At 69.4% G+C, this 22,549-nt stretch carries 17 protein-coding genes; 15 read left to right on the forward strand and 2 right to left on the reverse strand.

Features of this window, described 5'->3' with window-relative positions; all coding sequences use genetic code 11:
* Nucleotides 1–82: 82 nt before the first annotated feature.
* The 6 genes from SCNRRL3882_RS35950 to SCNRRL3882_RS35975 all read left to right on the forward strand — a co-directional run bounded on the left by SCNRRL3882_RS35950 (nt 83) and on the right by SCNRRL3882_RS35975 (nt 8,069).
* Entirely contained in the window at nt 83–1,603 is a 1,521-nt protein-coding gene (locus tag SCNRRL3882_RS35950) for a sugar ABC transporter ATP-binding protein (protein WP_010037404.1), read from the forward strand.
* Entirely contained in the window at nt 1,600–2,571 is a 972-nt protein-coding gene (locus tag SCNRRL3882_RS35955; RefSeq protein ID WP_010037405.1) for an ABC transporter permease, read from the forward strand. Before SCNRRL3882_RS35950 ends, SCNRRL3882_RS35955 begins: the two co-directional genes overlap by 4 nt.
* Before the next feature lies 1 nt (nt 2,572).
* Nucleotides 2,573–3,544 (forward strand): ABC transporter permease, encoded by a 972-nt coding sequence (locus SCNRRL3882_RS35960; protein WP_010037406.1) that lies wholly within the window; start codon nt 2,573–2,575, stop codon nt 3,542–3,544.
* Nucleotides 3,545–3,566: 22 nt separating this feature from the next.
* Complete coding sequence (locus SCNRRL3882_RS35965) at nt 3,567–4,739, forward strand: substrate-binding domain-containing protein (RefSeq protein WP_010037407.1); 1,173 nt, start codon at nt 3,567–3,569, stop codon at nt 4,737–4,739.
* 4 nt (nt 4,740–4,743) lie between these two features.
* Complete coding sequence (locus tag SCNRRL3882_RS35970; RefSeq protein ID WP_010037408.1) at nt 4,744–5,625, forward strand: sugar phosphate isomerase/epimerase family protein; 882 nt, start codon at nt 4,744–4,746, stop codon at nt 5,623–5,625.
* A 71-nt stretch (nt 5,626–5,696) separates the two neighbouring features.
* Nucleotides 5,697–8,069 carry an RICIN domain-containing protein gene (locus tag SCNRRL3882_RS35975; protein ID WP_173937329.1) on the forward strand — a complete coding sequence of 791 codons (2,373 nt, stop codon included), beginning with the start codon at nt 5,697–5,699 and terminating at the stop codon, nt 8,067–8,069.
* A gap of 57 nt (nt 8,070–8,126) precedes the next feature.
* On the opposite strand, the gene SCNRRL3882_RS35980 is transcribed toward SCNRRL3882_RS35975, so the two are convergent.
* A complete protein-coding gene (locus tag SCNRRL3882_RS35980) occupies nt 8,127–8,897 on the reverse strand; it encodes a FadR/GntR family transcriptional regulator (RefSeq protein ID WP_029180988.1) in 771 nt (256 codons plus the stop codon).
* A 158-nt stretch (nt 8,898–9,055) separates the two neighbouring features.
* On the opposite strand from SCNRRL3882_RS35980, the gene SCNRRL3882_RS35985 reads away from it, so the two are divergent.
* The 9 genes from SCNRRL3882_RS35985 (at nt 9,056) to SCNRRL3882_RS36025 (ending at nt 20,717) form a co-directional block, all read left to right on the forward strand.
* Nucleotides 9,056–10,327, forward strand: coding sequence for an ABC transporter substrate-binding protein (locus tag SCNRRL3882_RS35985; protein WP_010037414.1), 1,272 nt, complete (start codon nt 9,056–9,058; stop codon nt 10,325–10,327).
* 4 nt (nt 10,328–10,331) lie between these two features.
* The gene (locus SCNRRL3882_RS35990) at nt 10,332–11,207 is read left to right on the forward strand and encodes a carbohydrate ABC transporter permease (protein ID WP_010037415.1); all 876 of its coding nucleotides are present in this window, start codon (nt 10,332–10,334) and stop codon (nt 11,205–11,207) included.
* Nucleotides 11,207–12,034 carry a carbohydrate ABC transporter permease gene (locus SCNRRL3882_RS35995; RefSeq protein ID WP_010037417.1) on the forward strand — a complete coding sequence of 276 codons (828 nt, stop codon included), beginning with the start codon at nt 11,207–11,209 and terminating at the stop codon, nt 12,032–12,034. Before SCNRRL3882_RS35990 ends, SCNRRL3882_RS35995 begins: the two co-directional genes overlap by 1 nt.
* Before the next feature lie 3 nt (nt 12,035–12,037).
* Nucleotides 12,038–13,240, forward strand: a complete 1,203-nt coding sequence (locus SCNRRL3882_RS36000; protein ID WP_010037419.1) for a mandelate racemase/muconate lactonizing enzyme family protein — start codon at nt 12,038–12,040, stop codon at nt 13,238–13,240.
* A complete protein-coding gene (locus SCNRRL3882_RS36005) occupies nt 13,237–13,470 on the forward strand; it encodes a hypothetical protein (RefSeq protein ID WP_010037420.1) in 234 nt (77 codons plus the stop codon). The genes SCNRRL3882_RS36000 and SCNRRL3882_RS36005 overlap by 4 nt, the downstream gene beginning before the upstream one ends.
* Nucleotides 13,471–13,538: 68 nt before the next feature.
* The gene (locus SCNRRL3882_RS36010) at nt 13,539–14,360 is read left to right on the forward strand and encodes an RNA polymerase sigma factor (RefSeq protein ID WP_010037421.1); all 822 of its coding nucleotides are present in this window, start codon (nt 13,539–13,541) and stop codon (nt 14,358–14,360) included.
* Between the two features lie 516 nt (nt 14,361–14,876).
* A complete protein-coding gene (locus SCNRRL3882_RS36015) occupies nt 14,877–16,358 on the forward strand; it encodes a ricin-type beta-trefoil lectin domain protein (RefSeq protein ID WP_010037422.1) in 1,482 nt (493 codons plus the stop codon).
* Between the two features lie 121 nt (nt 16,359–16,479).
* Nucleotides 16,480–19,401, forward strand: coding sequence for a glycosyl hydrolase family 95 catalytic domain-containing protein (locus SCNRRL3882_RS36020; RefSeq protein ID WP_029180989.1), 2,922 nt, complete (start codon nt 16,480–16,482; stop codon nt 19,399–19,401).
* Between the two features lie 59 nt (nt 19,402–19,460).
* Nucleotides 19,461–20,717 (forward strand): RICIN domain-containing protein, encoded by a 1,257-nt coding sequence (locus tag SCNRRL3882_RS36025; RefSeq protein WP_010037427.1) that lies wholly within the window; start codon nt 19,461–19,463, stop codon nt 20,715–20,717.
* A 271-nt stretch (nt 20,718–20,988) separates the two neighbouring features.
* Here the strand turns inward: SCNRRL3882_RS36025 and adh are convergent, their stop codons facing one another.
* Nucleotides 20,989–22,506, reverse strand: coding sequence for an aldehyde dehydrogenase (adh, locus tag SCNRRL3882_RS36030; protein WP_010037429.1), 1,518 nt, complete (start codon nt 22,504–22,506; stop codon nt 20,989–20,991).
* Nucleotides 22,507–22,549: the final 43 nt, after the last annotated feature.

Here is a 22,549-nt window from a genome sequence, read left to right on the forward strand (position 1 = left end):
TCATTCCCCGCCGGTCGTACCCGAACGCTTCAGCTATTGGTGACGCAATCCTGCTGACGACGCGAATGTAGAGGGTCCCACGATGTCTGGCCTGCCGCCGTCGCCGCTGCTCGCTCTGCGAGGCATCGGCAAATCGTTCCTCGGCGTGCGGGTGCTCGATGGCGTCGACCTCCAGGTCCGGCCGGGTGAGGTGCACGCGGTCGTCGGCGAGAACGGCGCCGGCAAGTCCACGCTCATGAAGGTGGTGTCCGGCGTCCACCAGCCCGACGAGGGAACGGTCGAGTTCGCCGGCGCACCGCGGACGTTCCGCAACCCGCGTGAGGCCCGACAGGCCGGTATCGGCACCGTCCACCAGGAGCTGACCCTGCTGCCGGAGCGCACCGTCGCGGAGAACGTCTGTCTGGGCCGCGAGCCCCTGCGTCGCGGGCTCGTCGACCGCAGGGCGATGCTCAGCCACACCGCGGAGCTCCTCGCCTCGATCGGGGAGGGCTCGTTAGCGCCCGACACCCGCGTGGGGCGACTCGGTGTGGCGCAACAACAGGTGGTCGAGATCGTCAAGGCGCTCGCCCTCGACGCGCGGCTGCTCATCATGGACGAGCCCACCGCGGCTCTCGCCGACCACGAGGTCGACCAGCTCTACGCGCTCGTACGGCGGCTGCAGGAGCAGGGGATCGGCGTGCTGTACGTCTCGCACCGCCTCAAGGAGGTCTTCGACCTGTCCAGCCGGATCACCGTGCTCAAGGACGGCCGGGCGGTGGCCACCTTGGACACCGCGGACGCCAGCGCCGATCAGCTGGTGCGCCACATGGTCGGCCGCGAGCTGTCGAGCTACTACCCCGACCCGGCGCAGCCGCAGGAGCTGGGCCCGGTGCGGCTGACCGTCCGCGGCGGAGGCAACCGGAAGCTGCGCGGCATCGACCTACGGCTGCGCGCCGGTGAGGTGCTCGGCGTCGGCGGCCTGCAAGGATCCGGCCGGTCGGCGCTGGCCCGCGCACTGTTCGGCGCCGCACCGTTCAGCACCGGCCGGGTGACCGTCGACGGAGCGCCGGTCCGGCTGCGCTCGCCCCGCGCCGCGATGCGGGCCGGTATCGCCTACGTCTCCGAGGACCGCAAGGGCGAGGGGATCGTCGCCGAGCAGTCGGTGCTCGACAACGCGCTGTTGGCCGCCCGCGCCGTCCGCGGCGTCCACCCGGGCGGGGGCGGCCGCGGTGCCCGGACCGCGCGGGTCCGGGAGCTGCTCGCGGCCGTCGACCTTCGCGCCGCCGGGGAGGACCAGGAGATCCGTTTCCTGTCCGGGGGCAACCAGCAGAAGGTCGTGCTGGCCAGGTGGCTCGCGCTAGCCCCGAGGATCCTGCTCTTCGACGAGCCGACCCGGGGCATCGACGTGGGCGCCAAGTCGGCGATCCACGACCTCGTCCGCCGGCTGGCCCGCGACGGCGCCGCCGTGCTGATGGTCTCGTCCGAGCTGCCCGAACTGCTCGGCATGAGCGACCGGGTCATCGTCATGCGCGACGGCCGGATCGCCGGCGAGCTGGTCGCCGGCGCGACGGAGGAGGATGTCATCGCCCTCGCGGTCGGCACCGTGGGGGAGGCGGCCGGATGAGCGCCGCGCCGTCCCTGCCGGCCCGGCGGACCCCGCCCGGCGTGTTCGTCGCCCTGGTCCTCACCCTGGCGATCGGTTGGCTCATCGTCACTCTCGACGGCGGCCGGCTGTTCAGCCTGCCGACGACGGTGAGCCTGCTGCACGTCGCCGCCGGTCTGGGCCTCGTCGCGGTCGGCCAGACCCTGGTCATCGTGGGGGGCTCGCTGGACCTGTCGGTGGCGTACGTGGTCAGCCTGAGCACCCTCGTCGCCGCCGAGACCATGGCCGGTGACGACGGTGCGCTGCTGACGGCGATCTGCCTGACGCTCGCCGTCAGCGCCACGATCGGCCTCGTCAACGGCCTGCTCGTCACCACGGCGCGGATCAACCCCTTCATCGCGACCGTCGGCGTCGGACTGCTGCTCAAGGGATACCTCGACAACGGATACGACGGCCCGGCCGGCAAGACCGCACCCGCCCTGGTGCAGGGCCTGGGGTACCAGCGAGTCGGCCCGGTGCCACTGTCGTTCCTGCTGCTGCTCGCCGTCGCCGCCGCGGCCTGGTTCGTGCTGACCCGCACCCGCTTCGGCCACCACCTGATCGCCGTGGGCGGTGACCCGGAGGTCGCCCGGCTCTCCGGCGTGCGGGGCACCCGGGTCCTCGTCACAGCCCATGTGCTGTGCGCCCTCTGCGCCGGCCTCGCCGGGGTCTACCTCGCCAGCCGGCTCGGCGCCGGCGCACCGAGGGTGGGCACCGAGGGATTCTACGACCTGGAGTCGATCGCCGCGGTGGTGCTCGGCGGCACCGCTCTCGCCGGCGGTCGCGGCGGCGTCGTCGGCACGGTCGGCGGTGTGCTGCTGCTCGCCAGCATCGACGCCATCTTCAACCAGCTCGAGGTCGACGTGTTCTTCAAGCAGGTGATCCGTGGCGTGATCATCATCGCGGCGGTCGCCGTCTATGCCCGCCGGGCGATGCGAAAGGCGTCCTAGCATGCGGATCGCACGCCCACATCGGCTCGTCACGTTCCGCTCCGGCGGTCTCGCACCGATCGTCGTGATCCTGGCGGTGCTGCTGGTTCTGCTGACCGCCCGCCAGCCGGACTTCCTCTCGCCGCCGTCGCTGATGTCGTTCCTCGGCCGCTCCGCGCCGGTCGTCCTGCTCGCCGCCGGCCAGTACTTCGTGATCGTCTCCGGCGAGCTGGACCTGTCCGTCGGCTCTCTGGTCACCGCGCAGGTGGTCGTCGCCGCCCGGCTGATCGACGGCGATTCGTCGGCCGGCTGGCCCGTCGTCGTGCTCCTGTTCGCGTTCGGCATCGCCGTCGGCCTCGTCAACGGTTTCGTCACCACACGGCTGCGGGTGCCGTCGTTCATCACGACCCTCGGGATGTTCCTGATCCTCGTCGGTGCCGTGTACCTGTGGTCCGACGGTGCCCCGAAGGGCGGCCTCTCCGAGGAGTTCCGCCGGCTCGGCCGGTCGGCGTTCGAGGACGTGCCCGCGCTGGGCCGGATACCGTACGCCCTGGTCGTCCTGCTGGTGGCGGCCGCCGCGGCGCTGGTGCTGACCCGTTCGGACTTCGGCCGCACCCTGGTCGCCGTCGGCGGCAACCCGCGGACCGCCGAGCTGAGCGGCGTGCGCGTGTGGCGCGCCAAGACCACGGCGTTCGTCCTCAGCGGGCTCGCCGCCACGCTCGCGGCAGTCCTCATCGGCGGGTACAGCGGGGTGTCGTTCCAGGCCGGTGCCGGCCTGGAGTTCGGCGCGATCACCGCGGCGGTCCTCGGCGGTGTCGCGCTGGGCGGGGGCCGCGGTTCGGTCGTCGGCGCGATGCTGGGCGCGCTGACCCTCGAGACGCTCTTCACGCTCATGAACTTCTACGGCGTCTCCGGCGCCCTCGAACCGACCGTCCAGGGCGCGATCATCCTGTTCGCCGTGGCGGCGGCGTCCTTCCGTGTCCCGTCCAGATAAAGGGGATTCAGTGAGGCATTCCATGACGGTGCTGGCCGTGAGCGCCTTACTGGTGCTGGCCGGCTGCTCCACGGACGAGCCCACCACCGGCGCATCGGGTTCGCCCACCGCGGGCACCGGGTCGGGCACCGGCAAGCAGTCGAAGTTCTTCGTGCAGGCCGACTACGACGAGCAGCTCGCGCTCCTGGACGCCGCGCCCACCGGGCCGGCCGGCAAGCCCTGGGAACAGGCGCTCAATCCGGAGATGGTGGAGACCGCGAAGTTCAAGAAGCCCGGACCGTACAAGATCTGCTTCTCCAACGCGGGGCTGAACAACCCCTGGCGCCAGGTCGGTTTCAAGACCATGCAGGCCGAGGTCGACACGCACCGCGGCCGGATCTCCGAGTTCGTCCACGTCGACGCCGAAGCCAAGGACCAGAAGCAGATCGCCGACATCAACGACCTCCTCGGCAAGGGCTGCCACGCGCTCATCGTCTCGCCGAACACCACCGCGACGCTCACCCCGGCCGTGGAGGCCGCCTGCGAGAAGGGCCTGCCGGTCATCGTCTTCGACCGCGGTGTCGACACGACCTGCCCGGTGACGTTCATCAACCCGATCGGCGGCTACGGATTCGGCCACGTCGCGGCGGAGTTCGTCACCCGGAAGATGAAGAAGGGCGGCAAGGTGCTCGCGCTGCGCATCCTGCCCGGCGTCGACGTGCTGGAGACCCGCTGGTCCGCGGCGAAGGTCGCCTTCGACAAGGCGGGCGTCGACGTCGTCGGCGTCGAGTTCACCGACGGCGACCCGGCCAGGACGAAGAAGATCGTCAACGACTACATCCAGCGGTACGGCACGATCGACGGCGTCTGGATGGACGCCGGGGCGGTCGCGGGCGCGGCGGTCGAGGCGTTCGAGGACGCCGGCAAGCCCGTGCCGCCGATCAACGGCGAGGACCAGCTCGACTTCCTGAAGCTGTGGAAGGACAAGAAGCTCACGGCGATCGCCCCCACCTACCCGACCTACCAGTGGCGCACCCCGGTCATCGCCGCGCTGAAGATCCTCGACGGCGAGCGGGTGCCGAACCCGTGGAAGCTGCCCCAGCCGACCATCACCCAGGACAACCTGGACGAGTACGTCGACCCCAGCATGCCGCCGCTGCACTACGCGATGTGCGGCTGCACCGACCTGCCCGGCTACCCGAAGCGCTGGAAGTAGGCCGGTGTACACCATCGGTGTCAACCCGTGGGTCTGGGCCTCGCCGGTCGACGACGAGGCCATGGCCGAACTGGTGCCGCGGATCGCCGCGTTCGGGTTCGACGCGGTCGAGCTGCCGATCGAGCGACCCGGCGACTGGGACCCGGCCCGCACCCGGGACCTGCTGGCGGCGCACGGCCTGCGCGCGGTCGGCGTCTGTGCGGTCACCTCGCCCGGGCGTGACCTCGTGAACGCCCCGCCGGAGGCCGTCGCCTCCACTGTGGCGTACCTGAAGACGTGTGTGGACAGTGCGGTGGCCGTCGGCGCGCCCTGCGTCGGCGGCCCGGTCTACGCCGCGGTGGGGCGGACCTGGCGCATGTCACCGCTTGAGCGCGCGGCCTGCTACGCGGACGTCCGGCGCGCCCTGCGGCCCGTGGCCGACCACGCGGGGGAGCGGGGCGTGAGCATCGGCGTGGAGGCCCTCAACCGCTATGAGACGAGCGTCGTCAACACCGTCGAGCAGGCGGTGGAGCTGATCGACGGTCTGCCCGCGAACGTCGGTCTCATGATCGACACCTATCACATGAACATCGAGGAGGCCGATCCCTACGAGGCGCTCGTCGCGGCTGGTCCGCACATCAAGCACGTCCAGGTCAGCGGCACCGACCGCGGCGCCCCGGGCGCCGACCACTTCGACTGGCCACGCTTCCTCGCCGGCCTGGCCACGACCGGCTACGGCGGCGCGCTGTGCATCGAGTCGTTCACCGCGCGGAACGAGGCCATCGCCACGGCGGCCTCGATCTGGCGGCCGCTCGCCCCGTCGCAGGACTCCCTCGCCCGTGACGGGCTGTCCTACCTCCGAACCGTCCTCCGCGGACTGGAAAACGCTCCCTCGAACGGGTCATAGGGGTCGCTGTGCCGCTCGCGCCGCCATCCCCTTCGGGCCGGGAACCCCCGGAACCGCCAAAAGGAGACAGGATGTTCACACCTCTCACGATAGGAAGGCGGCTTCTGGCCGGAGCCGCCACAGTCGGTTTGACCGCGACCGCCGTGGTGGCGTTCCCCGCGCCCGCGTCCGCGGCTCCCCGCACCGTGTACGTCTCGCCGTCCGGCACCGGCACCGACTGTTCCAGCGAGCGGCCGTGCTCACTGACAGGCGCGCAGGCGGCGGTGCGAGCACTCAACGACGCCATGTCGGACGACATCGTGGTGCAGTTGGCCGACGGTGTGTACCGACTGGCCCAGCCCTTCCGGCTGACGGCGGAGGACTCCGGCTCAGGCGGTCACAAGGTCGTGTGGCGGGCCGCCCCGTCCGCGCGTCCGGTGATCACCGGTGCCCGGGCGGTCACCGGCTGGTCGGTGGCCGACGCGGCCAGGAACATCTGGAAGGCCGACGTGCCCGCCGGTCTCGACGCCCGGCAGCTCTATGTCGACGGCGCCGTCGCCACCCGGGCACGCACCCAGGTCAACAGGGCCGATTTCACGGCCTCCAGCGCCGGAATGAGGTTCTCGAGCGGTGCGCTGAGCTATCTGAACAACCTGGCCGACCAGAGCCGGATCGAGGTGGAGGGCGTCAACTCCTTCACCGACCGGTACTCGCCGGTACAGAGCATCAGGGACAACTTCATCACGATGCAGCAGCCGGCGTGGAACAACAACAACTTCGGCTACGACACCCTCATGCGGCCACACCGGGCCGGTCCGTTCTACCTGTCCAACGCCTACGAGTTCCTGGACTCGCCCGGCGAGTGGTACCTCAACCCCAGGGCCGGAACCTTGTACTACATCCCCCGGGCCGGGCAGAACATGAGCACCGCCGACGTGGAACTGCCGACGCTGCAGTCGCTGGTGAACGTCGGTGGCACGTACAGCGAGCCGGCGCACCACATCACGTTCAGCGGGATCACCTTCACCGGTACGAGCTGGCTGGGCCCCAGCAGCAACCAGGGTTACGTGGACCAGCAGACCGGCGCGTACATCTCCGGCAACTGGAACTGGCCGGGCTTCGACTCCTGCCACAACGGCTGCACGCAGTTCGAGGCCGCCCGGCCGCACTGGCAGCAGATGCCGGCCGCCGTGCAGGTCTCCGCCGCCAACACCATCACCTTCAGCGACTCCCGGTTCGTCAACCTGGGCCAGACGGCCATCGGCATCGGCAATGACGCGGGCGCCCACGCCAGCGGTGTCGGCCTGGGCGCCGCCGACATCACGGTGACCCGGTCGGAGATCGCCCGGAGCTCAGCCGGCGGCATCCTCGTGGGCGGTGTGCGCGCCGACGCCCACCACCCCGGCGACCAGCGCATGGTCAACAGGGACATCACGATCAGCGACAACCGCATCCATGACCTCGGCGCGGACTACCGGGGTGTCGTCTCCGTCCTGACCACGTACGTCACCAACAGCCTCGTCGCCCGGAACGAGGTCTACAACATGCCGTACTCCGGCATGTCGATCGGGTACGGCTGGGGCGCCAACGACGCGGGCGGCAGCAACCACTACGCCAACCGAGGCCTGTACAACTACCAGCCGCGCTACACGACGCCGACCACCGCGTCCAACAACCGGCTCATCGGCAACTACATCCACGACGTCATGCAGCAGATGAACGACGGCGGCTGCATCTACACGCTCGGATGGAACCCGGGCGCGCAGATCAGCCGGAACTACTGCCTGCGGACCAACGGGTACTTCGGGGTGTACTTCGACGAGGGCTCGAAGTACTACAAGGCCACCAACAACGTCTTCTCGAACACCGGTACGTGGGCGACGGCCAATTACTGGGGTGGCGAGAACATGGGGAACTGGACCGTCACCGACAACTGGTCGACCAACGGCAGCACGAACGTGACCAACGGGGACCGCGGCAACGTGGTCTCCGGCAATGTGACGGTCACCAACGGCAACTGGCCTTCCGGCGCCCAGGACGTGATGGCGTCCGCCGGACCGCAGGACACCACCCCACCGCCGACGACGCCCCAGCAGATCGTGGGCGCGCAGTCCGGCCGCTGCCTGACCGTTCCCGGCACCACCAACGGCGCGCAGGCCCAACTCCAGGACTGCACCGGCGCGGCCGGCCAGACCTGGACCTACACCGCCGGAAAACAACTGACCGTCAACGGCGACAAGTGCCTCGACGCCAGCGGACGCGGCACCACCAACGGCACCGCGGTCATCATCTGGGACTGCAACGGCCAGAACAACCAGCAATGGAACGTCAACCCCAACGGCACCATCACCGGCGTCCAGTCCGGACTGTGCCTCGACGCCAACGCCGGCGGCACCGCCAACGGCACCAGGATCATCCTCTGGTCCTGCAACGGCGGCAGCAACCAGCAGTGGGCGCAGCGATAGCGGAACGCGTCGGCCTCGCTCGCGGCAGGACCTGTCGGTCGCGAGCGGGGCTCGCCTCTAACGCCGTAGTCGGGTCGGCTCGCCCGGTCCGCTGCGGCGCACCACCCACGCCTCGGTGATGTGGGTGAACATCGCCTCGGCCGCACCCCTGGGGTCGTGCGCGGCGATCCGCTCGTAGATGCGCCGATGGCCGTGGTTGGAGGCGACGCAGAAGGCGCGGCCGGTTCGGCCCACGTAACGGGCGGAGTCGATGACCTGACGCTCCAGCGAACGCACCACGGCACGGCCGATGCGGTTCCCTGACGCCTGCATGACGGTGTCGTGGAACGCCCGGTCCTCTTCGTGGTACGCGGCGGGGTCGTCGACGAGCTCGTCCATCCGCTCCACCAGACTGCGTAGCCGGTCGATCACCTCGGCGTTCGCCAGGCGGGCGGCGACGTTGGCCATGTCGGCCTCCAGCGCGCGGCGGGTCGCGACGAGGTGATCGAGGATGGCCAGGCTCTCGTCCTCCGTGATCGTCGCGCGGAGGACCAGCTCGTCGAGCATGTTCCACTTCGCCGGCGGGGTGACCATCGTGCCGGCGCCCTGGCGGACCTGAACCAGCCCCTTCTCCTGAAGGATCTTCACCGCCTCGCGGACCACGGTGCGGCTGACCGAGAAGGTCTCGCAGAGTACGGGCTCGGGGGGAAGCGGCGAACCGGACGGATGGACTCCACGGACGATCCGCTCCACCAGCTCAGCCGTGACCGCGGCGGCAAGGTTCGCCGGGCGCCGGCTCCAGGCTGGGGCCTCGGAGGCCTCTGCGGATGACTGCGGTACTGCCGTCATGACACCCCCCGGGGCCCGTGCCGTACCACGGATGCTCGCCAACTATACGGCATCCGGTTGACGTCATACGTCATACGAGTTACATACGTCATACGAGTTGCGTTCCTCCTCAGCCTCAACCGCCGGACAGCCGGCCACCTCAGGAGAGTGGGGCAGCAATGAAGCAACGAACACTGTGGTCGGTGACCCTGGTTGCCGGCCTCGTCGTCTTAGCCGGCTGCGGCAGCGCCTCCGACCCGGATGCGGCGTCCGGTGGTTCGAAGGGCAAGCTCGTCGTCTGGGACTGGAAGTCCGGCGACGCCACAGCGTCCTCCTACGTCAAGAAGGCCAAGGCCGACTTCGCCCAGCGGCATCCCGGCGTGACGGTCGAGTTCGTCGCGCAGCCGTTCGATCAGTACTACACCCTGCTCGGGGCCGCCATCCAAGCCGGCAAGGGGCCGGACGTCATGCTCTTCAACGGTGGCGGGCAGATCCGTGACCGCGCGGACTCCCTGCTGCCGCTGGACGAGTACGTCCGTGACGACAGGAAGCGGCTGGCCGGGTGGGATGCCTTCACCAAGGACGGCAAGACCTACGCCGCCCCGGTGACCTTGCAAGGTCACCCGATCTACTACAACAAGTCGCTGTACCGGAAGGCGGGGCTGGACCCGGAGCAGCCGGCCACCCGTTGGGACGAGTTCGTCGCCGACTGCCGGACCCTCACCAAGGCGACCGGTGCCAGATGCTTCGCGCAGGGCAACAAGGAAGGCATCGGCATACAGTTCTTCCTGTCCGGGCTCGGCTCGGGCGTCCTGTCGCCCAAGGAGTACGACGACTGGATCGCCGGCAGACGAGACTGGTCCTCGCCGGCGGTCAAGCGGGTCTTCTCGCTCTGGAAAGAGGTCAACGACAAAGACCTGAACAACGACGGGGCGAACTCGACGGCGATGTTCAACGACGCGTTCGCGGTGTTCCAGTCCAACAAGGCCGCCCACGTCATCGGGCTGATGTCGGACACCGGGCACTGGAAGGACTTCACCGAGTTCCTCGACGCCGACGACGTCGGCGTCATGAAGTCGCCGGTCGTCATGGCCGGCGCCACGCCGAGCCTTCCCTACGACGGCGGCATCGGCTACGCCGTCGCGAAGTGGACCAAGGACCCCGAGGTCGCCGCCGACCTGGTGCGATCCCTGACCTCGACCGACGCGCTGAAGTCGTTCTACGCCGACGCGGGCGCCATCGCGGCCGACCGCACCGTGGACGTCTCGGGCGGCGGCCCGGCCGTCGCCACCATCGTGTCCGGGATCGACCGTGGCAAGCCCGCTCTGCACGTGGCCCTGCCGTCCAGGACCGTGGAACTGATGGGGCGGCTGTCTCAGCAACTGCTGAGCGGATCGGTCACGGTGGACGCGGCGGTCAGGCAGCTGGCGGCGTCCGACCAAGCGGGCTGAGGCCATGTCACCGGTCGGCCGGCGCGCCGAACGCCTCGCCCCCTACGTCCTGGTCGCTCCCGCTGTCCTGATCATCGTGGTGCTCCGGCTCTGGCCACTGGGACTGGGCGTCAGCTTCTCCTTCACCGGTGACGGCGAACGCAACGGCGCCACGGTGGGGCTCGACAACTACGCGGAGCTCATCCACGACCCGCTGTTCCGCACCGCGCTGCGCAACGTCGGATGGCTGGTGCTGCTGCTGCCGGTCGCGGTCGCGATCCCGGGACTGCTCGCCACCTTCATCCACCTGCGGGTGCCGGGGCATTCGTTCTTCCGGAGCGTCTACTTCTTCCCGGCCGTGCTCTCCCCGGTGATCGTCGGCGCGATCTTCAACCTGCTCCTGGCCTTCGACGGTCCGCTGAACACCGTGCTCGGCGGCTCGGGAGTCGGCCCGGTCGACTGGCTCGGCGATCCCGACGTAGCCATCTTCACCGTCGTCGGCGTGCACATCTGGGCGACGGCGGGGATGGCGCTGGTGGTGTTCCTGGCCGGGTTCGCGACCCTGGACTCCGCACTCCTGGACGCCGCCCGGGTCGACGGCGCCTCGCTCGCGCGGATGATCTGGCACGTCATCATCCCGGGTCTGTCCCGCACCATCCAGTTCGTCGTCGTCACCACGATGATCGGAATGCTGACCTCGATGTTCGGACTGCTCTACGTCATGACCAGTGGTGGCCCGGAAGGGTCGACATACCTGCCGGAGTACTACATCTGGGTCCAGCAGGGGCAGATGAGCCGCCCGGCGCTCGCCTCGGCCGCGTCCACCGTCCTCTTCCTCGTCATGCTGGTCGTGGGCCTGCTCCAGGTCGGCCTGCTGCGCCGGGCGGGGAGGGAGGACTGATGTCCCGCCCGGGGCCGGGCAGATGGCTGGTCGCCGTGCCCATGGGCCTCCTCGCCATGGCGACGGTCTACCCGCTGCTGTTCACCGCCAACGTCGCGATGAAGACCCGCCGGGAGTACATCCTCGACCGGTTCTCCCTGGCGAGCACTCTCCGGTGGGACAACCTCAGCACCGCGTGGAACAGCGTCGGCATGGGGCGGTACTTCCTCAACTCCGTGATCGTGGTGGCCTGTGCCGTGGCGCTGTTGCTGCTGATCGGGTCCATGGCCGGGTTCGCGCTGGCCCAGGTGCGGTTCCGTGGCTCGTCCGCGCTGGCCCTGGTCTGCCTCACGGCACTGTTCATCCCATTCCAGGTGATCATGGTGCCGCTGGCCAGGATCATGGCCGACGGCGGTCTCATCGACACCTATCCCGGGCTGGTCCTCGCCTATGTCGCTCAGTTCCTGCCGTTCACCGTCTTCCTGCTGACGAGCTACTACCGAGCGGTGCCCACCGAACTCGTCGACGCCGCACGGATCGACGGAAACACCCTGTACGGCGTCTACCGGCGGATCATGCTGCCGATGGGTGCTCCGGCACTGCTGTCGGTGGGCATCCTCGACGCGCTGTTCTGCTGGAACGACGTGCTCATCTCGCTGCTGATGATGCCGTCGGCCGACCATCGCACCCTGATGGTGGGCATCACCTCACTGCGCGGCCAGTACTCCGCCGACATCCCCACCTTCGCAGCCGGTGTCCTGATCGCCGGGCTGCCCGTGTTGGTGACCTACCTGTTCCTGCAGCGCCAGATCGCCGACGGCGTGACGGCCGGCGCGACGAAGGGCTGACGCATGCGCATCACCGGGTACAGAACCCTGACGACGGCACAGCGATGGGGCCGACCCGTCGGTGACGCCAACGGCGTCTACGCCGACGGCGTCATGCCCGTGCCGGTCGTCATCGTCGAGACCGACGAGGGGATCACCGGAGTCGGCCTGGGACCGCACGTGGAAGCCGAGGCGATCTTCGCCGCCATCGACGGCCAGGACCCGCGCGCGGTGACCGCCCTCTACGACCGCATGCTGCGGCACACCTTCAAAGCCGGGCACGCCGGCGTGGTGTTCGGCACGATCGGCGCGTTCGACACGGCGTTGTGGGACATCAAGGCACAGGCGGTGGGGGAGCCGCTGTGGCGGTTGCTCGGCGGCAGCGACCGCGTGGTCGACGCCTACGCCTCCGGCCTGGACATCGGCCTCACCGATGACGAACTCGTCGCCACCTACCAGGTCTATGCCGAACGGGGGCTGAGGGCGGCGAAGCTCAAGGGCGGCCTGGACATCGAGCGTGACCTGCACCGGCTGTCGCTCGTACGCGAGGTACTGACCGAGGCCGCGCACGGGAGGCGGCCAGGGCTCATGCTGGACGCGAACGAGTCCTGGAGCCGCAAGCAGGCGGTACGCCACGTCGGTGAACTGGAACGCGCACTCGACCTGACCTGGATCGAGGAGCCGGTCCGGCGCTGGGACGCCGACGGCCTGGCCGCTGTCAGCCGTGGCGTACGGGCGGCGGTCGCCAGTGGGGAGAACCTCACCGGCCTCGAGCAGTTCGGCCCGCTGATCGCGGCGGGAGGCGTCGACATCGTCCAGACGGCCGCGGTCTGGGGAGTCACCCACTTCCTGCGTGTCGCCGCGCTGGCGCACGCCTACGACCTGCCGGTCAGCCCGATCGGCAACACGCCCGTCGCGCTGCTGCACGCCGCGACATCGGTGCCCAACCACCTCGTCAGCGAACTGCAGGGCCTGCGGCCGCCGATCGGCGTCGCGATGGACCTGCACGTCGAGGACGGCGCCTTCGTGCTCGGTGACACGCCGGGCCTGGGCATCCGGATCGACGAAACGGCGATGACCTCGGCCCGTCAGCGAACGGCACACGCACCCGACGGACCGCACATACGGCCGGAGCGGGCCGGTCGGCGGCTGCTCGCGGTCACTCCTGGACCATGCCGATCCACCGCTGAAGGGACGTTCGACACCATGGGGATGGAGGATCGATGAAGGCGGTTGTCCACCGCGGGCCCCGGCCCCTGGAGATCGAGAGCCGGGCCGCCGAGGCGCCGGTCCCGGCGAAGGAGCGCGGCGGGCGCGGCGTCCTCGGCCGGATCCCGGCCGGTCGCCGGAGGTACGCCGACGATCTCGCCGCGGCCACGGTGTTCCTCGCCTTTTCGGCGCAGGAACAAGTCGACGGCATCGTTCTTCCCGTTGACGGCGGACGGCCGGGGCGATGACGGGCTGCCAGGCATTACCAGCCGGCCGCCCCCGAGTCGGTCGTGCGCGCGAATCCGACGGTGGCGACATGCGCGGCACGCGGGGCGGCCTTGCCCGAGGCAACGCGTACGGGCACGTGATGCGAGCCGGCCGAGCCGACGAGACGAGCCTGGTCGTCGCCGCACAGGCCGGCGATCCACGAGCGCTCGACGACCTGGCCGCGACGTACCTGCCGCTGGTGTACGCGATCGTGCGCAGGGCGCTGGGTGAGCTCGCGGACGTCGACGACGTGGTGCAGGACACGATGCTGCGCGCACTTCCCGAGCTGCGCACGTTGCGCGCCCCGGAGTGCTTCCGGCCCTGGCTGGCCACGATCGCGACACGGCAGATCAGCACCCATCTGCACCGGCGGCAGGCGGACGCCGAACGGACGGCCCCACTCGACGAGATGACCGACCCGCCGGACGCCGACGCCGAGAACCTGGCCCTGATCCACGTCGAGCTGTCCGGTCATCGCCGAAGGACCGTACGCGCCAGTCGATGGCTCGACCCGGACGCCCGGGCGCTGCTGTCGCTGTGGTGGCTGGAGACCGCGGGCCGCCTGACGAGGGTGGAGCTCGCGGCAGCGCTGGGAACGAGCGTGGCTCACGCGGGTGTGCGGGTCCAGCGGATGCGCAACCAACTGGAACTGAGCCGGGCAATCGTCGCCGCGCTGGAAGCCAGCCCTCGGTGCCCACTGCTGACCGCCGCGCTGGGGGGCTGGGACGGCGTACCGAGCGCGCTGTGGCGCAAGCGCATCACCCGGCACACCCGGTCCTGTGCGGACTGCGGCCGGGCCGCCGACGAACTGGTCCCCCTTGAGCGGCTGAGTGTCGCCTTGGCGCTGCTCCCTTCGCCTGACGCCGCTTAAAGAGAGCTGCCGTGATTTACACGCGAGCGTCACTCGGATTCACCGACTGAAAAGGTTATGCGGGGTGGCAGCCGAAAGTCGCGCTTCTCCATTTGGTTGCGCGGCGGCGCAGGCCCAAAGATAACCATGCTTCTCCTCTTGAATAGACCATGACAATCTGCCAATGTTCTAGTGCTCTACTCGCTGCTTTCTCCATTCATGACCTGTGAAATCGAAAGCGGCACGCCCAGCATTCCGGCGGCGTTCGCCGGCGGTGGTGATGACGGTCGATGGGGCTACTCACCCAGACAACTCCCCCTGCCGACCGGAGATTCGGGCGAAGCGGGGGAGTGAGGCTTTCCAGGCGCCACGGCAGCGGCATGACGCTGACATGCTCGCTGCGCGAGCGATCTGGGAGGGGCCGGCGCGGAGAGGGCAAGCTCCGCGCCGGCTCGGCCGACTGCCGCCGGGCGGCCCGCGTCAACGGACCCCGCACAGCGCAGACGTGACCACACCGCCAACCGGGAAGGCACGACCATGCCCCACACCCCTCGCCGGCGCCACCTCGCCCGGGCGCTCGCCTGCGTCCTGACCGCTCTCAGCGCGCTCGCGGTCGCCGAGCACCAGAGCGCCTCGCCGGCCGCCGCCGACACCGCCCAGTTCCGCGGCGTCAACTGGGCCCGACTCGGTGACAACTTCCACGGTGGACCGCTGGTCCTGCATGGGTTGAGCGCCTCCGACAGCTACGAGACGGTCGTGGCGAAGGCCAACGCCGTCTACACCGGCTTCGAGAACAACCTCGGCGCCAACACCGTTCGGCTCCCGATCAACACCTACACAGTCGGGACGAACTGGTGGAGCGCGTACGCGGGCGCGATAGACGCGGCCACCGCGAAGGGATTCAAGGTCGTCCTCTCCTACTGGGACGACGGGGTGGCCGCCCGCGACGGTCGCATCGTCAACCCGAGCGCCTTCGACACCATGTGGAACACCGTTCTCGCCCGGTACGGCACCAACAGCCTCGTCCACTTCGAGCCGATGAACGAACCGGGCGGGCACAGCGCCGCCGAGTGGGCGAACGTGGTGAGCAACTGGATCAGCAGCCACCCGTCGATTCCGCGGAACCGCGTCTTCGTCAGTGGCGCCGGCCTGAACACCGACATCAAATCCATGTGCGCGGACCGCCGCCTTGACGGGACGTTCCTGTCGCTGCACCACTACACCTTCTTCAGCGGCGCGAAGACCTACGACCAGTGGGTGGCGTACCTGCGGAACGCGATCGGCTCCTGCGCCGACCGCACTGTCGTCGACGAGTTCGGCGCGCCGATGGATACCGGGCTCAACTACCACGACGCCGGCAGCACCGACAACTTCGTGCGCTACTTCCGGGCCACCACCACGGTGCTCCGGGAACTGCGGATCGGCTCGATCTACTGGCCCGGCCTAGGCGGGAAGATACGCGCCGGCCAGGGCGACGACTGGTACGCCATGCAGAAACTGCACGGCACCGGTACCAACCTCACGCTCAGCACCCCCAGCCCCAGCGGCCGCGAGCGCCTCAGATACGGCTGGGGCCTGGACGGCGACGTCCCGGCCCCGACCAGCCTGCTGCGCGACGTCAGCACCGGGCGCTGTCTCGACATCCCCGGCGGGACCACCGCGAACATCCAGGTCCAGGTGTCCACCTGCGCCAACACGGTTGGCCAGCAGTGGACCTTGACGGCGGGCGGGCAGATCACCGCACTCGGGGGCCAGAAGTGCCTGGACGCCTACGGCAGCGGGACGACGAACGGCACCGTGGTCGGCACGTGGGCGTGCAACGGCGGCGACAACCAACGTTGGACGGTGGGCGCTGACGGCACCATCCGCAGCGTGCGCTCCGGCCTCTGCCTCGACGTGAACACCGCCACCTTCAAGGTGCAGCTGTGGGCGTGCTGGGGCGGCGACAACCAGAGATGGCAGATCCAGAACACCGACGCGCGACGTGGCGCCCGACTCGGCGGAAACGGTGGACGGTGACCGCTCGGCCTGTTGGCCACCCGGCCACGCGCCCACCGGGGCAGGGGTGGCGGCCGGGGCCTCGACCGTGACGGGTGACGAAACGTCAGTGACCTGCTCCATTCCGTGAAGGGAGAACGACATGTCCGAGGTGACACGCAGACGGTTTCTCGCCGCGGGAGCGGCGGCTGGAGCAGGGATCGTGCCGGGTGGGTGGACGGCCACCGCCAGGAGCGGCTCGGCCGCGCCGCCGAAGGTCCTGGCCGCCAACGATTTCGCACTGTGGTACGACAAGCCGGCCGGCACGGAGTGGCTGCGGGCACTGCCGATCGGCAACGGACGCCTCGGCGCGATGGTGTTCGGCAACGTCGACAACGAACGGCTGCAGCTCAACGAGGACACCGTCTGGGCCGGCGGTCCGTACGACTCCGCCAACCCCCGCGGCGCCGCCAACATCGCTGAGATCCGGCGGCGGGTCTTCGCGGATCAGTGGGGGCCGGCGCAGGACCTGATCAATCAGACGATGCTGGGCAGCCCGGCCGGACAGCTCGCCTACCAGCCGGTCGGAAACCTTCTGCTCTCCTTGGGCAGCGCTACCGGCGCGTCGCAGTACAACCGGACGCTCGACCTCACCACCGCCACGGCCGTCACGACCTACGTGCTGGGCGGCGTGCGGTACCAGCGTGAGGTGTTCGCCAGCGCGCCGGACCAGGTGATCGTGGTCCGGCTGACGGCCGACCGGGCCAACTCCATCGCCTTCAACGCCACGTTCGACAGTCCGCAACGGACCACGGTGTCCAGCCCGGACGGGGCCACGATCGCCCTCGACGGCGTCTCCGGCACCATGGAGGGCATCACCGGGCGGGTCCGGTTCCTCGCCCTGGCCCACGCCGCCGTGACGGGCGGCACGGTCAGCAGCTCGGGCGGCACACTGCGGGTCTCCGGCGCCACCAGCGTGACGGTGCTGGTGTCGATCGGCTCCGGCTACGTCGACTTCCGGAGGGTCGACGGCGACTACCAGGGGATCGCGCGGCGCCACCTCAACGCCGCCCGCGACATCGGCATCGACCAACTGCGCAAGCGGCATCTCGCCGACTACCAGGCGCTGTTCAACCGCGTGTCGGTCGATCTGGGACGTACCGCGGCGGCCGACCAGCCGACCGACGTACGCATCGCACAGCACGCGCAAGCGAACGACCCGCAGTTGTCCGCCCTGTTGTTCCAGTTCGGCCGGTATCTGCTCATCTCGTCCTCGCGGCCGGGCACCCAGCCGGCGAACCTGCAGGGCATCTGGAACGACCAGATGGCTCCCTCCTGGGACTCCAAGTTCACCATCAACGCCAACCTGCCGATGAACTACTGGCCCGCCGACACGACGAACCTGTCCGAATGCTTCCTCCCGGTCTTCGACATGATCGACGACCTGACCGTGACCGGCGCCCGGGTGGCCCAGGCGCAGTACGGCGCGGGCGGCTGGGTGACGCATCACAACACCGACGCGTGGCGGGGCGCCTCGGTCGTCGACGAAGCGCGGTGGGGGATGTGGCAGACCGGTGGCGCATGGCTGGCCACCCTGATCTGGGACCACTACCTGTTCACAGGTGACACCGACTTCCTCCGCTCGAACTATCCGGCCCTGAAGGGCGCCGCCCAGTTCTTCCTCGACACCCTGGTCGCCCACCCGTCGCTCGGATACCTGGTCACCAACCCGTCGAACTCCCCGGAACTCGCTCACCACGCGAACGCCACCGTCTGCGCCGGGCCCACCATGGACAACCAGATCCTGCGCGACCTCTTCAACAGCGTCGCCCGAGCCGGCGAAGTCCTCGGCGTGGACGCCGGCTTCCGCGCTCAGGCGCTGGCGGCCCGGGACCGGCTGGCGCCGACGAAGGTCGGCTCCAGGGGCAATGTCCAGGAGTGGCTGGCCGACTGGGTGGAGACCGAGCGGACGCACCGGCACGTCTCCCACCTGTACGGTCTGCATCCGAGCAACCAGATCACCAAGCGCGGTACACCTCAGTTGCACGAGGCCGCGCGGCGGACGCTGGAGCTGCGCGGTGACGACGGGACGGGTTGGTCGCTCGCCTGGAAGATCAACTTCTGGGCGCGGTTGGAGGACGGTGCCCGGGCCCACAAGCTGATCCGGGACCTGGTGCGGACGGACCGGCTCGCGCCCAACATGTTCGACCTGCACCCACCGTTCCAGATCGACGGCAACTTCGGCGCCACCTCGGGCATCGCGGAGATGCTGTTGCAGAGCCACAACGGCGAACTGCACGTGCTGCCGGCGCTGCCGGCCGCCTGGCCCACCGGGCGGGTGAGCGGACTGCGCGGCCGCGGCGGTTACACCGTCGGCGCCGAGTGGAGCAGCGGCCGGATCGAGTTCGTCGTCACACCCGACCGAACCGGTGCCGTCCGGGTGCGCGGCCGGATCTTCACCGGCGAGTTCACGCTGCGGGACGAATCGAGCGGCGAGCCGGTCCAGCCGAAGCGGCTCGAGGCCGATCTCATCGAGTTCACCGGCCAGGCCGGCCGCACCTACCGCGCGTCCGCACTCAGGTCGGGTCCGGTGGAGGCCGGCGTGGCCTACCGGCTGGTGGCCCAGCACAGCGGCAAGGCCGCCGATATCAACGGTGCGTCCACAGCCGCCGGTGCGCGGCTGATCCAGTGGCAGATCACCGCCGGTCTCAACCAGCACTTCGAGTTCCTGCCCTCCGACGGCGGGCACTACAAGATCCGGCTCGGGCACAGTGGTCTGTTCCTGCAAGTCGCCGGTAGCGGCAGCGGCGCCGACATCACCCAGCAGCCCGGTACGGACGCCGCCGGCCAGCAGTGGCGGATCGTCGACCACGGCGGTGGCGTGATCGGTCTGGTCAACCGGCAGAGCGGCCTCGCCCTGGACGTGTGGGAGGCCTCCACCGCCGACGGAGCCCGCATCTCCCAGTGGGCGGCCACCGGCAGCACCAATCAGCGCTTCCGACTCGACCGCATCCAGCCCCAGGGCGAACTGCGGTCCCACCGACCAGTCAGAGCCATGTCACCGAGCAGCGAGGGAGTCGCATGATGTCGATCCACAGATGGTTGTTCGGGCGAGCCGTGTCAGCGGCATTGCTCGTTCTGGCCATGGCCGGCGGGGCAGGAGTCAGCGTCGCGGCCGACACGTCGCCCACCGCCGGGGCCACCCTTGCGGGGACCGCCGGATGCGGACGTGCCCCCACACTGACGAGCGGTACGCACACGATTCAAAGCAACGGCAAGAGCCGCTCCTTCATCCTGAGCATCCCTGAGAACTACGACAACACCCGCCAATACCGACTGATCTTCGGATTCCACTGGTTGGGTGGCACCGCCGGGCAGGTCGCCGGGGGCGGAAGCGATGGCGATGTCTATGCCCACTACGGACTCCGGCGACTGGCGGACAACAGCGCGATCTTCGTAGCTCCGCAGGGCCTCAACAACGGCTGGGGCAACTCCGGCGGCGAGGACGTGACCTTCGTCGACGACATGATCAGGCGTATCGACAACGACCTCTGTGTCGACACCACGCAGCGCTTCGCCCTCGGCTTCAGCTACGGCGGAGCCATGAGCTACGCACTCGCATGTGCCAGGCCGAACGTCTTCCGCGCGGTCGCCGCGATAGCCGCGCCCGGGGGGATCAGCGGGTGCAGCGGGGGCACCCAGCCCTTCGCGTACATGGGAATCCACGGCATCAACGACAACATCGGCGCCGGCCGCGGGATGCGGGACAGGTTCGTCAGGAACAACGGCTGCACTCCCCAGAACCCGCCGGAGCCCGCGCCGGGCAGCCGCACCCACATCACCACCGCCTACTCGGGTTGCCGAGAGGGGTATCCGGTCGTCTGGGCCGCGTTCGACGGAGGTCACCAGCAAGGCCCCGTGGACGGGTGCGCCGGCTGTGAGAGCGGCGCCAGGAGCTGGGTCAAGCAAGAGGTCTGGAGCTTCTTCACGGGTGCTGAGCCGAACCCGAATCCCCCGGACCCGACCACCTTCCGGCTGCGGAGCCAGTCCGCCGACCGATGCCTGGACGTCAGCGGTGCCAACTCGTCCAACGGCGCCCAGATGATCATCTGGGACTGCCACACCGGCACCAACCAGCGGTTCACTCAGACCGGACAGACCCTGCGGGTGATGGACAGATGCCTGGACGTGCCGAACGACGCCGCCCCCGGCACCCGAGCACGGATCTGGGACTGCACCGGTGGCGCGAACCAGCAATGGAATGTCAACACCGACGGAACCGTCAGCAACGTCCGGACCGGACTCTGCCTGGACGTCAACGGCGGCAGCACCGCCAACGGCGCCGCGGTGATCGTGTGGAGCTGCCACACCGGCGTCAACCAACGCTGGGCCCGAGCGTGAGCAGACACGGAGCGGCGCGTTGGACATCGCCAACCGGTACGGCGCGCAGCCCCCGTGTTCCATCACGGCACAGGTTGCAGAGACCGTCCGTGGGCCTCCATGCCAGTCCAAGATGTCGATGCTGCGGCGGGCCAGTCGTAGAACCGTTCGCCCTTGGCTCCCGGCCCCGCCGACAGACGCTGCCGCGCGCAAGCCGGGCTCGATCGAGAGCGGGTTGAGTGAAGGGCGCCTGACAGGCGGAGGCCCAGGTCAGGCGCCTTCTCGCATGTGTTTAGAAGAAACCCAGCTTCTTCGGCGAGTACGACACCAGAAGATTCTTCGTCTGCTGGTAATGGTCGAGCATCATCTTGTGCGTCTCGCGTCCGATGCCGGACTTCTTGTAGCCGCCGAAGGCCGCGTGCGCCGGGTACGCGTGGTAGCAGTTGGTCCACACCCGGCCCGCCTTGATCGCGCGGCCCATGCGATAGGCCGTGTTGCCGTCGCGGGTCCAGACGCCCGCGCCGAGGCCGTACAGCGTGTCGTTGGCGATCTTCAGGGCTTCGTCGACGGAGTCGTACGTCGTCACCGAGACCACCGGGCCGAAGATCTCCTCCTGGAAGATCCGCATGTCGTTGGTGCCGCGGAAGATCGTCGGCTCGATGTAGTAGCCGCCTTCCAGGCCGGGCACCGCACGGGGGTTGCCACCCGTGACGACCTCGGCGCCCTCCTTCCGGCCGATGTCGAGGTAGGAGAGGATCTTCTCGTACTGGTCGTTGCTCGCCTGCGCGCCGAGCATGGTGTCCGGGTCCAGCGGGTCGCCGCCCACGATGGCCCGGGTGCGCTCGACACAGCGGGCCATGAAGTCGTCGTAGATCGACGAGGGGATCAGGGCGCGGGACGGGCACGTGCAGACCTCGCCCTGGTTGAGGGCGAACATCACGAAGCCCTCGACCGCCTTGTCCAGGAAGTCGTCGTCGGCGGCCATGACGTCGGGCAGGAAGATGTTCGGGCTCTTGCCGCCCAGTTCCAGCGTGACGGGGATGATGTTCTCGCTCGCGTACTGCATGATCAGGCGACCGGTCGTGGTCTCCCCGGTGAACGCCACCTTCGCCACGCGCGGGCTGGAGGCCAAGGGTTTGCCCGCCTCCACGCCGAAGCCGTTGACCACGTTGACCACGCCGGGCGGGAGCAGGTCGGCGATCAGCTCGATGACGTAGAGGAGACTGGCCGGGGTCTGCTCGGCCGGCTTGATGACCACGCAGTTGCCGGCGGCCAGCGCGGGGGCCAGCTTCCAGGTGGCCATGAGGATCGGGAAGTTCCACGGGATGATCTGGCCGACCACGCCCAGCGGTTCGTGGAAGTGGTACGCGACGGTGTCGGCGTCGATCTCCGCGATGCTGCCCTCCTGCGCGCGGACGACGCCGGCGAAGTACCGGAAGTGGTCGACGGCCAGCGGGATGTCGGCGGCCAGCGTCTCGCGGACCGGCTTGCCGTTCTCCCAGGTCTCGGCGACCGCGATCTTCTCCAGGTGCTCCTCGATGCGGTCCGCGATCCTGCCCAGGACACGCGCGCGTTCCGCGGTGGAGGTGCGGCCCCACCGGTCGGCCGCCCGGTGCGCGGCGTCCAGGGCCAGGTCGACGTCGGCCGCGGAGGAGCGGGCGACCTCGCAGAAGACCTTGCCCGTCACGGGGGTCGGGTTTTCGAAGTAGCGGCCCTCCACGGGGGCGACCCAGTCGCCGTCGATGAAGTTGTCGTAGCGGCGGGCGAAGGCGACGATGCTGCCGTCCGTTCCGGGCTGCGCGTACACCATGGCGGCTCTCCTCGGTGAGATGACGGGCGGGTGACGGTTCACG

The organism is Streptomyces chartreusis NRRL 3882, from assembly GCF_900236475.1.
GTDB classification, from domain to species: domain Bacteria; phylum Actinomycetota; class Actinomycetes; order Streptomycetales; family Streptomycetaceae; genus Streptomyces; species Streptomyces chartreusis_D.

Excerpts from the sequence above, each read along its gene's own strand:
- SCNRRL3882_RS35950 (WP_010037404.1), top strand. The coding sequence starts at position 83 with ATGTCTGGCCTGCCGCCGTCGCCGCTGCTCGCTCTGCGAGGCATCGGC.
- SCNRRL3882_RS35955 (WP_010037405.1), top strand. The coding sequence starts at position 1,600 with ATGAGCGCCGCGCCGTCCCTGCCGGCCCGGCGGACCCCGCCCGGCGTG.
- SCNRRL3882_RS35960 (WP_010037406.1), top strand. The coding sequence starts at position 2,573 with ATGCGGATCGCACGCCCACATCGGCTCGTCACGTTCCGCTCCGGCGGT.
- SCNRRL3882_RS35965 (WP_010037407.1), top strand. The coding sequence starts at position 3,567 with ATGACGGTGCTGGCCGTGAGCGCCTTACTGGTGCTGGCCGGCTGCTCC.
- SCNRRL3882_RS35975 (WP_173937329.1), top strand. The coding sequence starts at position 5,697 with ATGTTCACACCTCTCACGATAGGAAGGCGGCTTCTGGCCGGAGCCGCC.
- SCNRRL3882_RS35980 (WP_029180988.1), bottom strand. The coding sequence starts at position 8,897 with ATGACGGCAGTACCGCAGTCATCCGCAGAGGCCTCCGAGGCCCCAGCC.
- SCNRRL3882_RS35985 (WP_010037414.1), top strand. The coding sequence starts at position 9,056 with ATGAAGCAACGAACACTGTGGTCGGTGACCCTGGTTGCCGGCCTCGTC.
- SCNRRL3882_RS35990 (WP_010037415.1), top strand. The coding sequence starts at position 10,332 with ATGTCACCGGTCGGCCGGCGCGCCGAACGCCTCGCCCCCTACGTCCTG.
- SCNRRL3882_RS35995 (WP_010037417.1), top strand. The coding sequence starts at position 11,207 with ATGTCCCGCCCGGGGCCGGGCAGATGGCTGGTCGCCGTGCCCATGGGC.
- SCNRRL3882_RS36000 (WP_010037419.1), top strand. The coding sequence starts at position 12,038 with ATGCGCATCACCGGGTACAGAACCCTGACGACGGCACAGCGATGGGGC.
- SCNRRL3882_RS36005 (WP_010037420.1), top strand. The coding sequence starts at position 13,237 with ATGAAGGCGGTTGTCCACCGCGGGCCCCGGCCCCTGGAGATCGAGAGC.
- SCNRRL3882_RS36010 (WP_010037421.1), top strand. The coding sequence starts at position 13,539 with ATGCGCGGCACGCGGGGCGGCCTTGCCCGAGGCAACGCGTACGGGCAC.
- SCNRRL3882_RS36015 (WP_010037422.1), top strand. The coding sequence starts at position 14,877 with ATGCCCCACACCCCTCGCCGGCGCCACCTCGCCCGGGCGCTCGCCTGC.
- SCNRRL3882_RS36020 (WP_029180989.1), top strand. The coding sequence starts at position 16,480 with ATGTCCGAGGTGACACGCAGACGGTTTCTCGCCGCGGGAGCGGCGGCT.
- SCNRRL3882_RS36025 (WP_010037427.1), top strand. The coding sequence starts at position 19,461 with ATGGCCGGCGGGGCAGGAGTCAGCGTCGCGGCCGACACGTCGCCCACC.
- adh (WP_010037429.1), bottom strand. The coding sequence starts at position 22,506 with ATGGTGTACGCGCAGCCCGGAACGGACGGCAGCATCGTCGCCTTCGCC.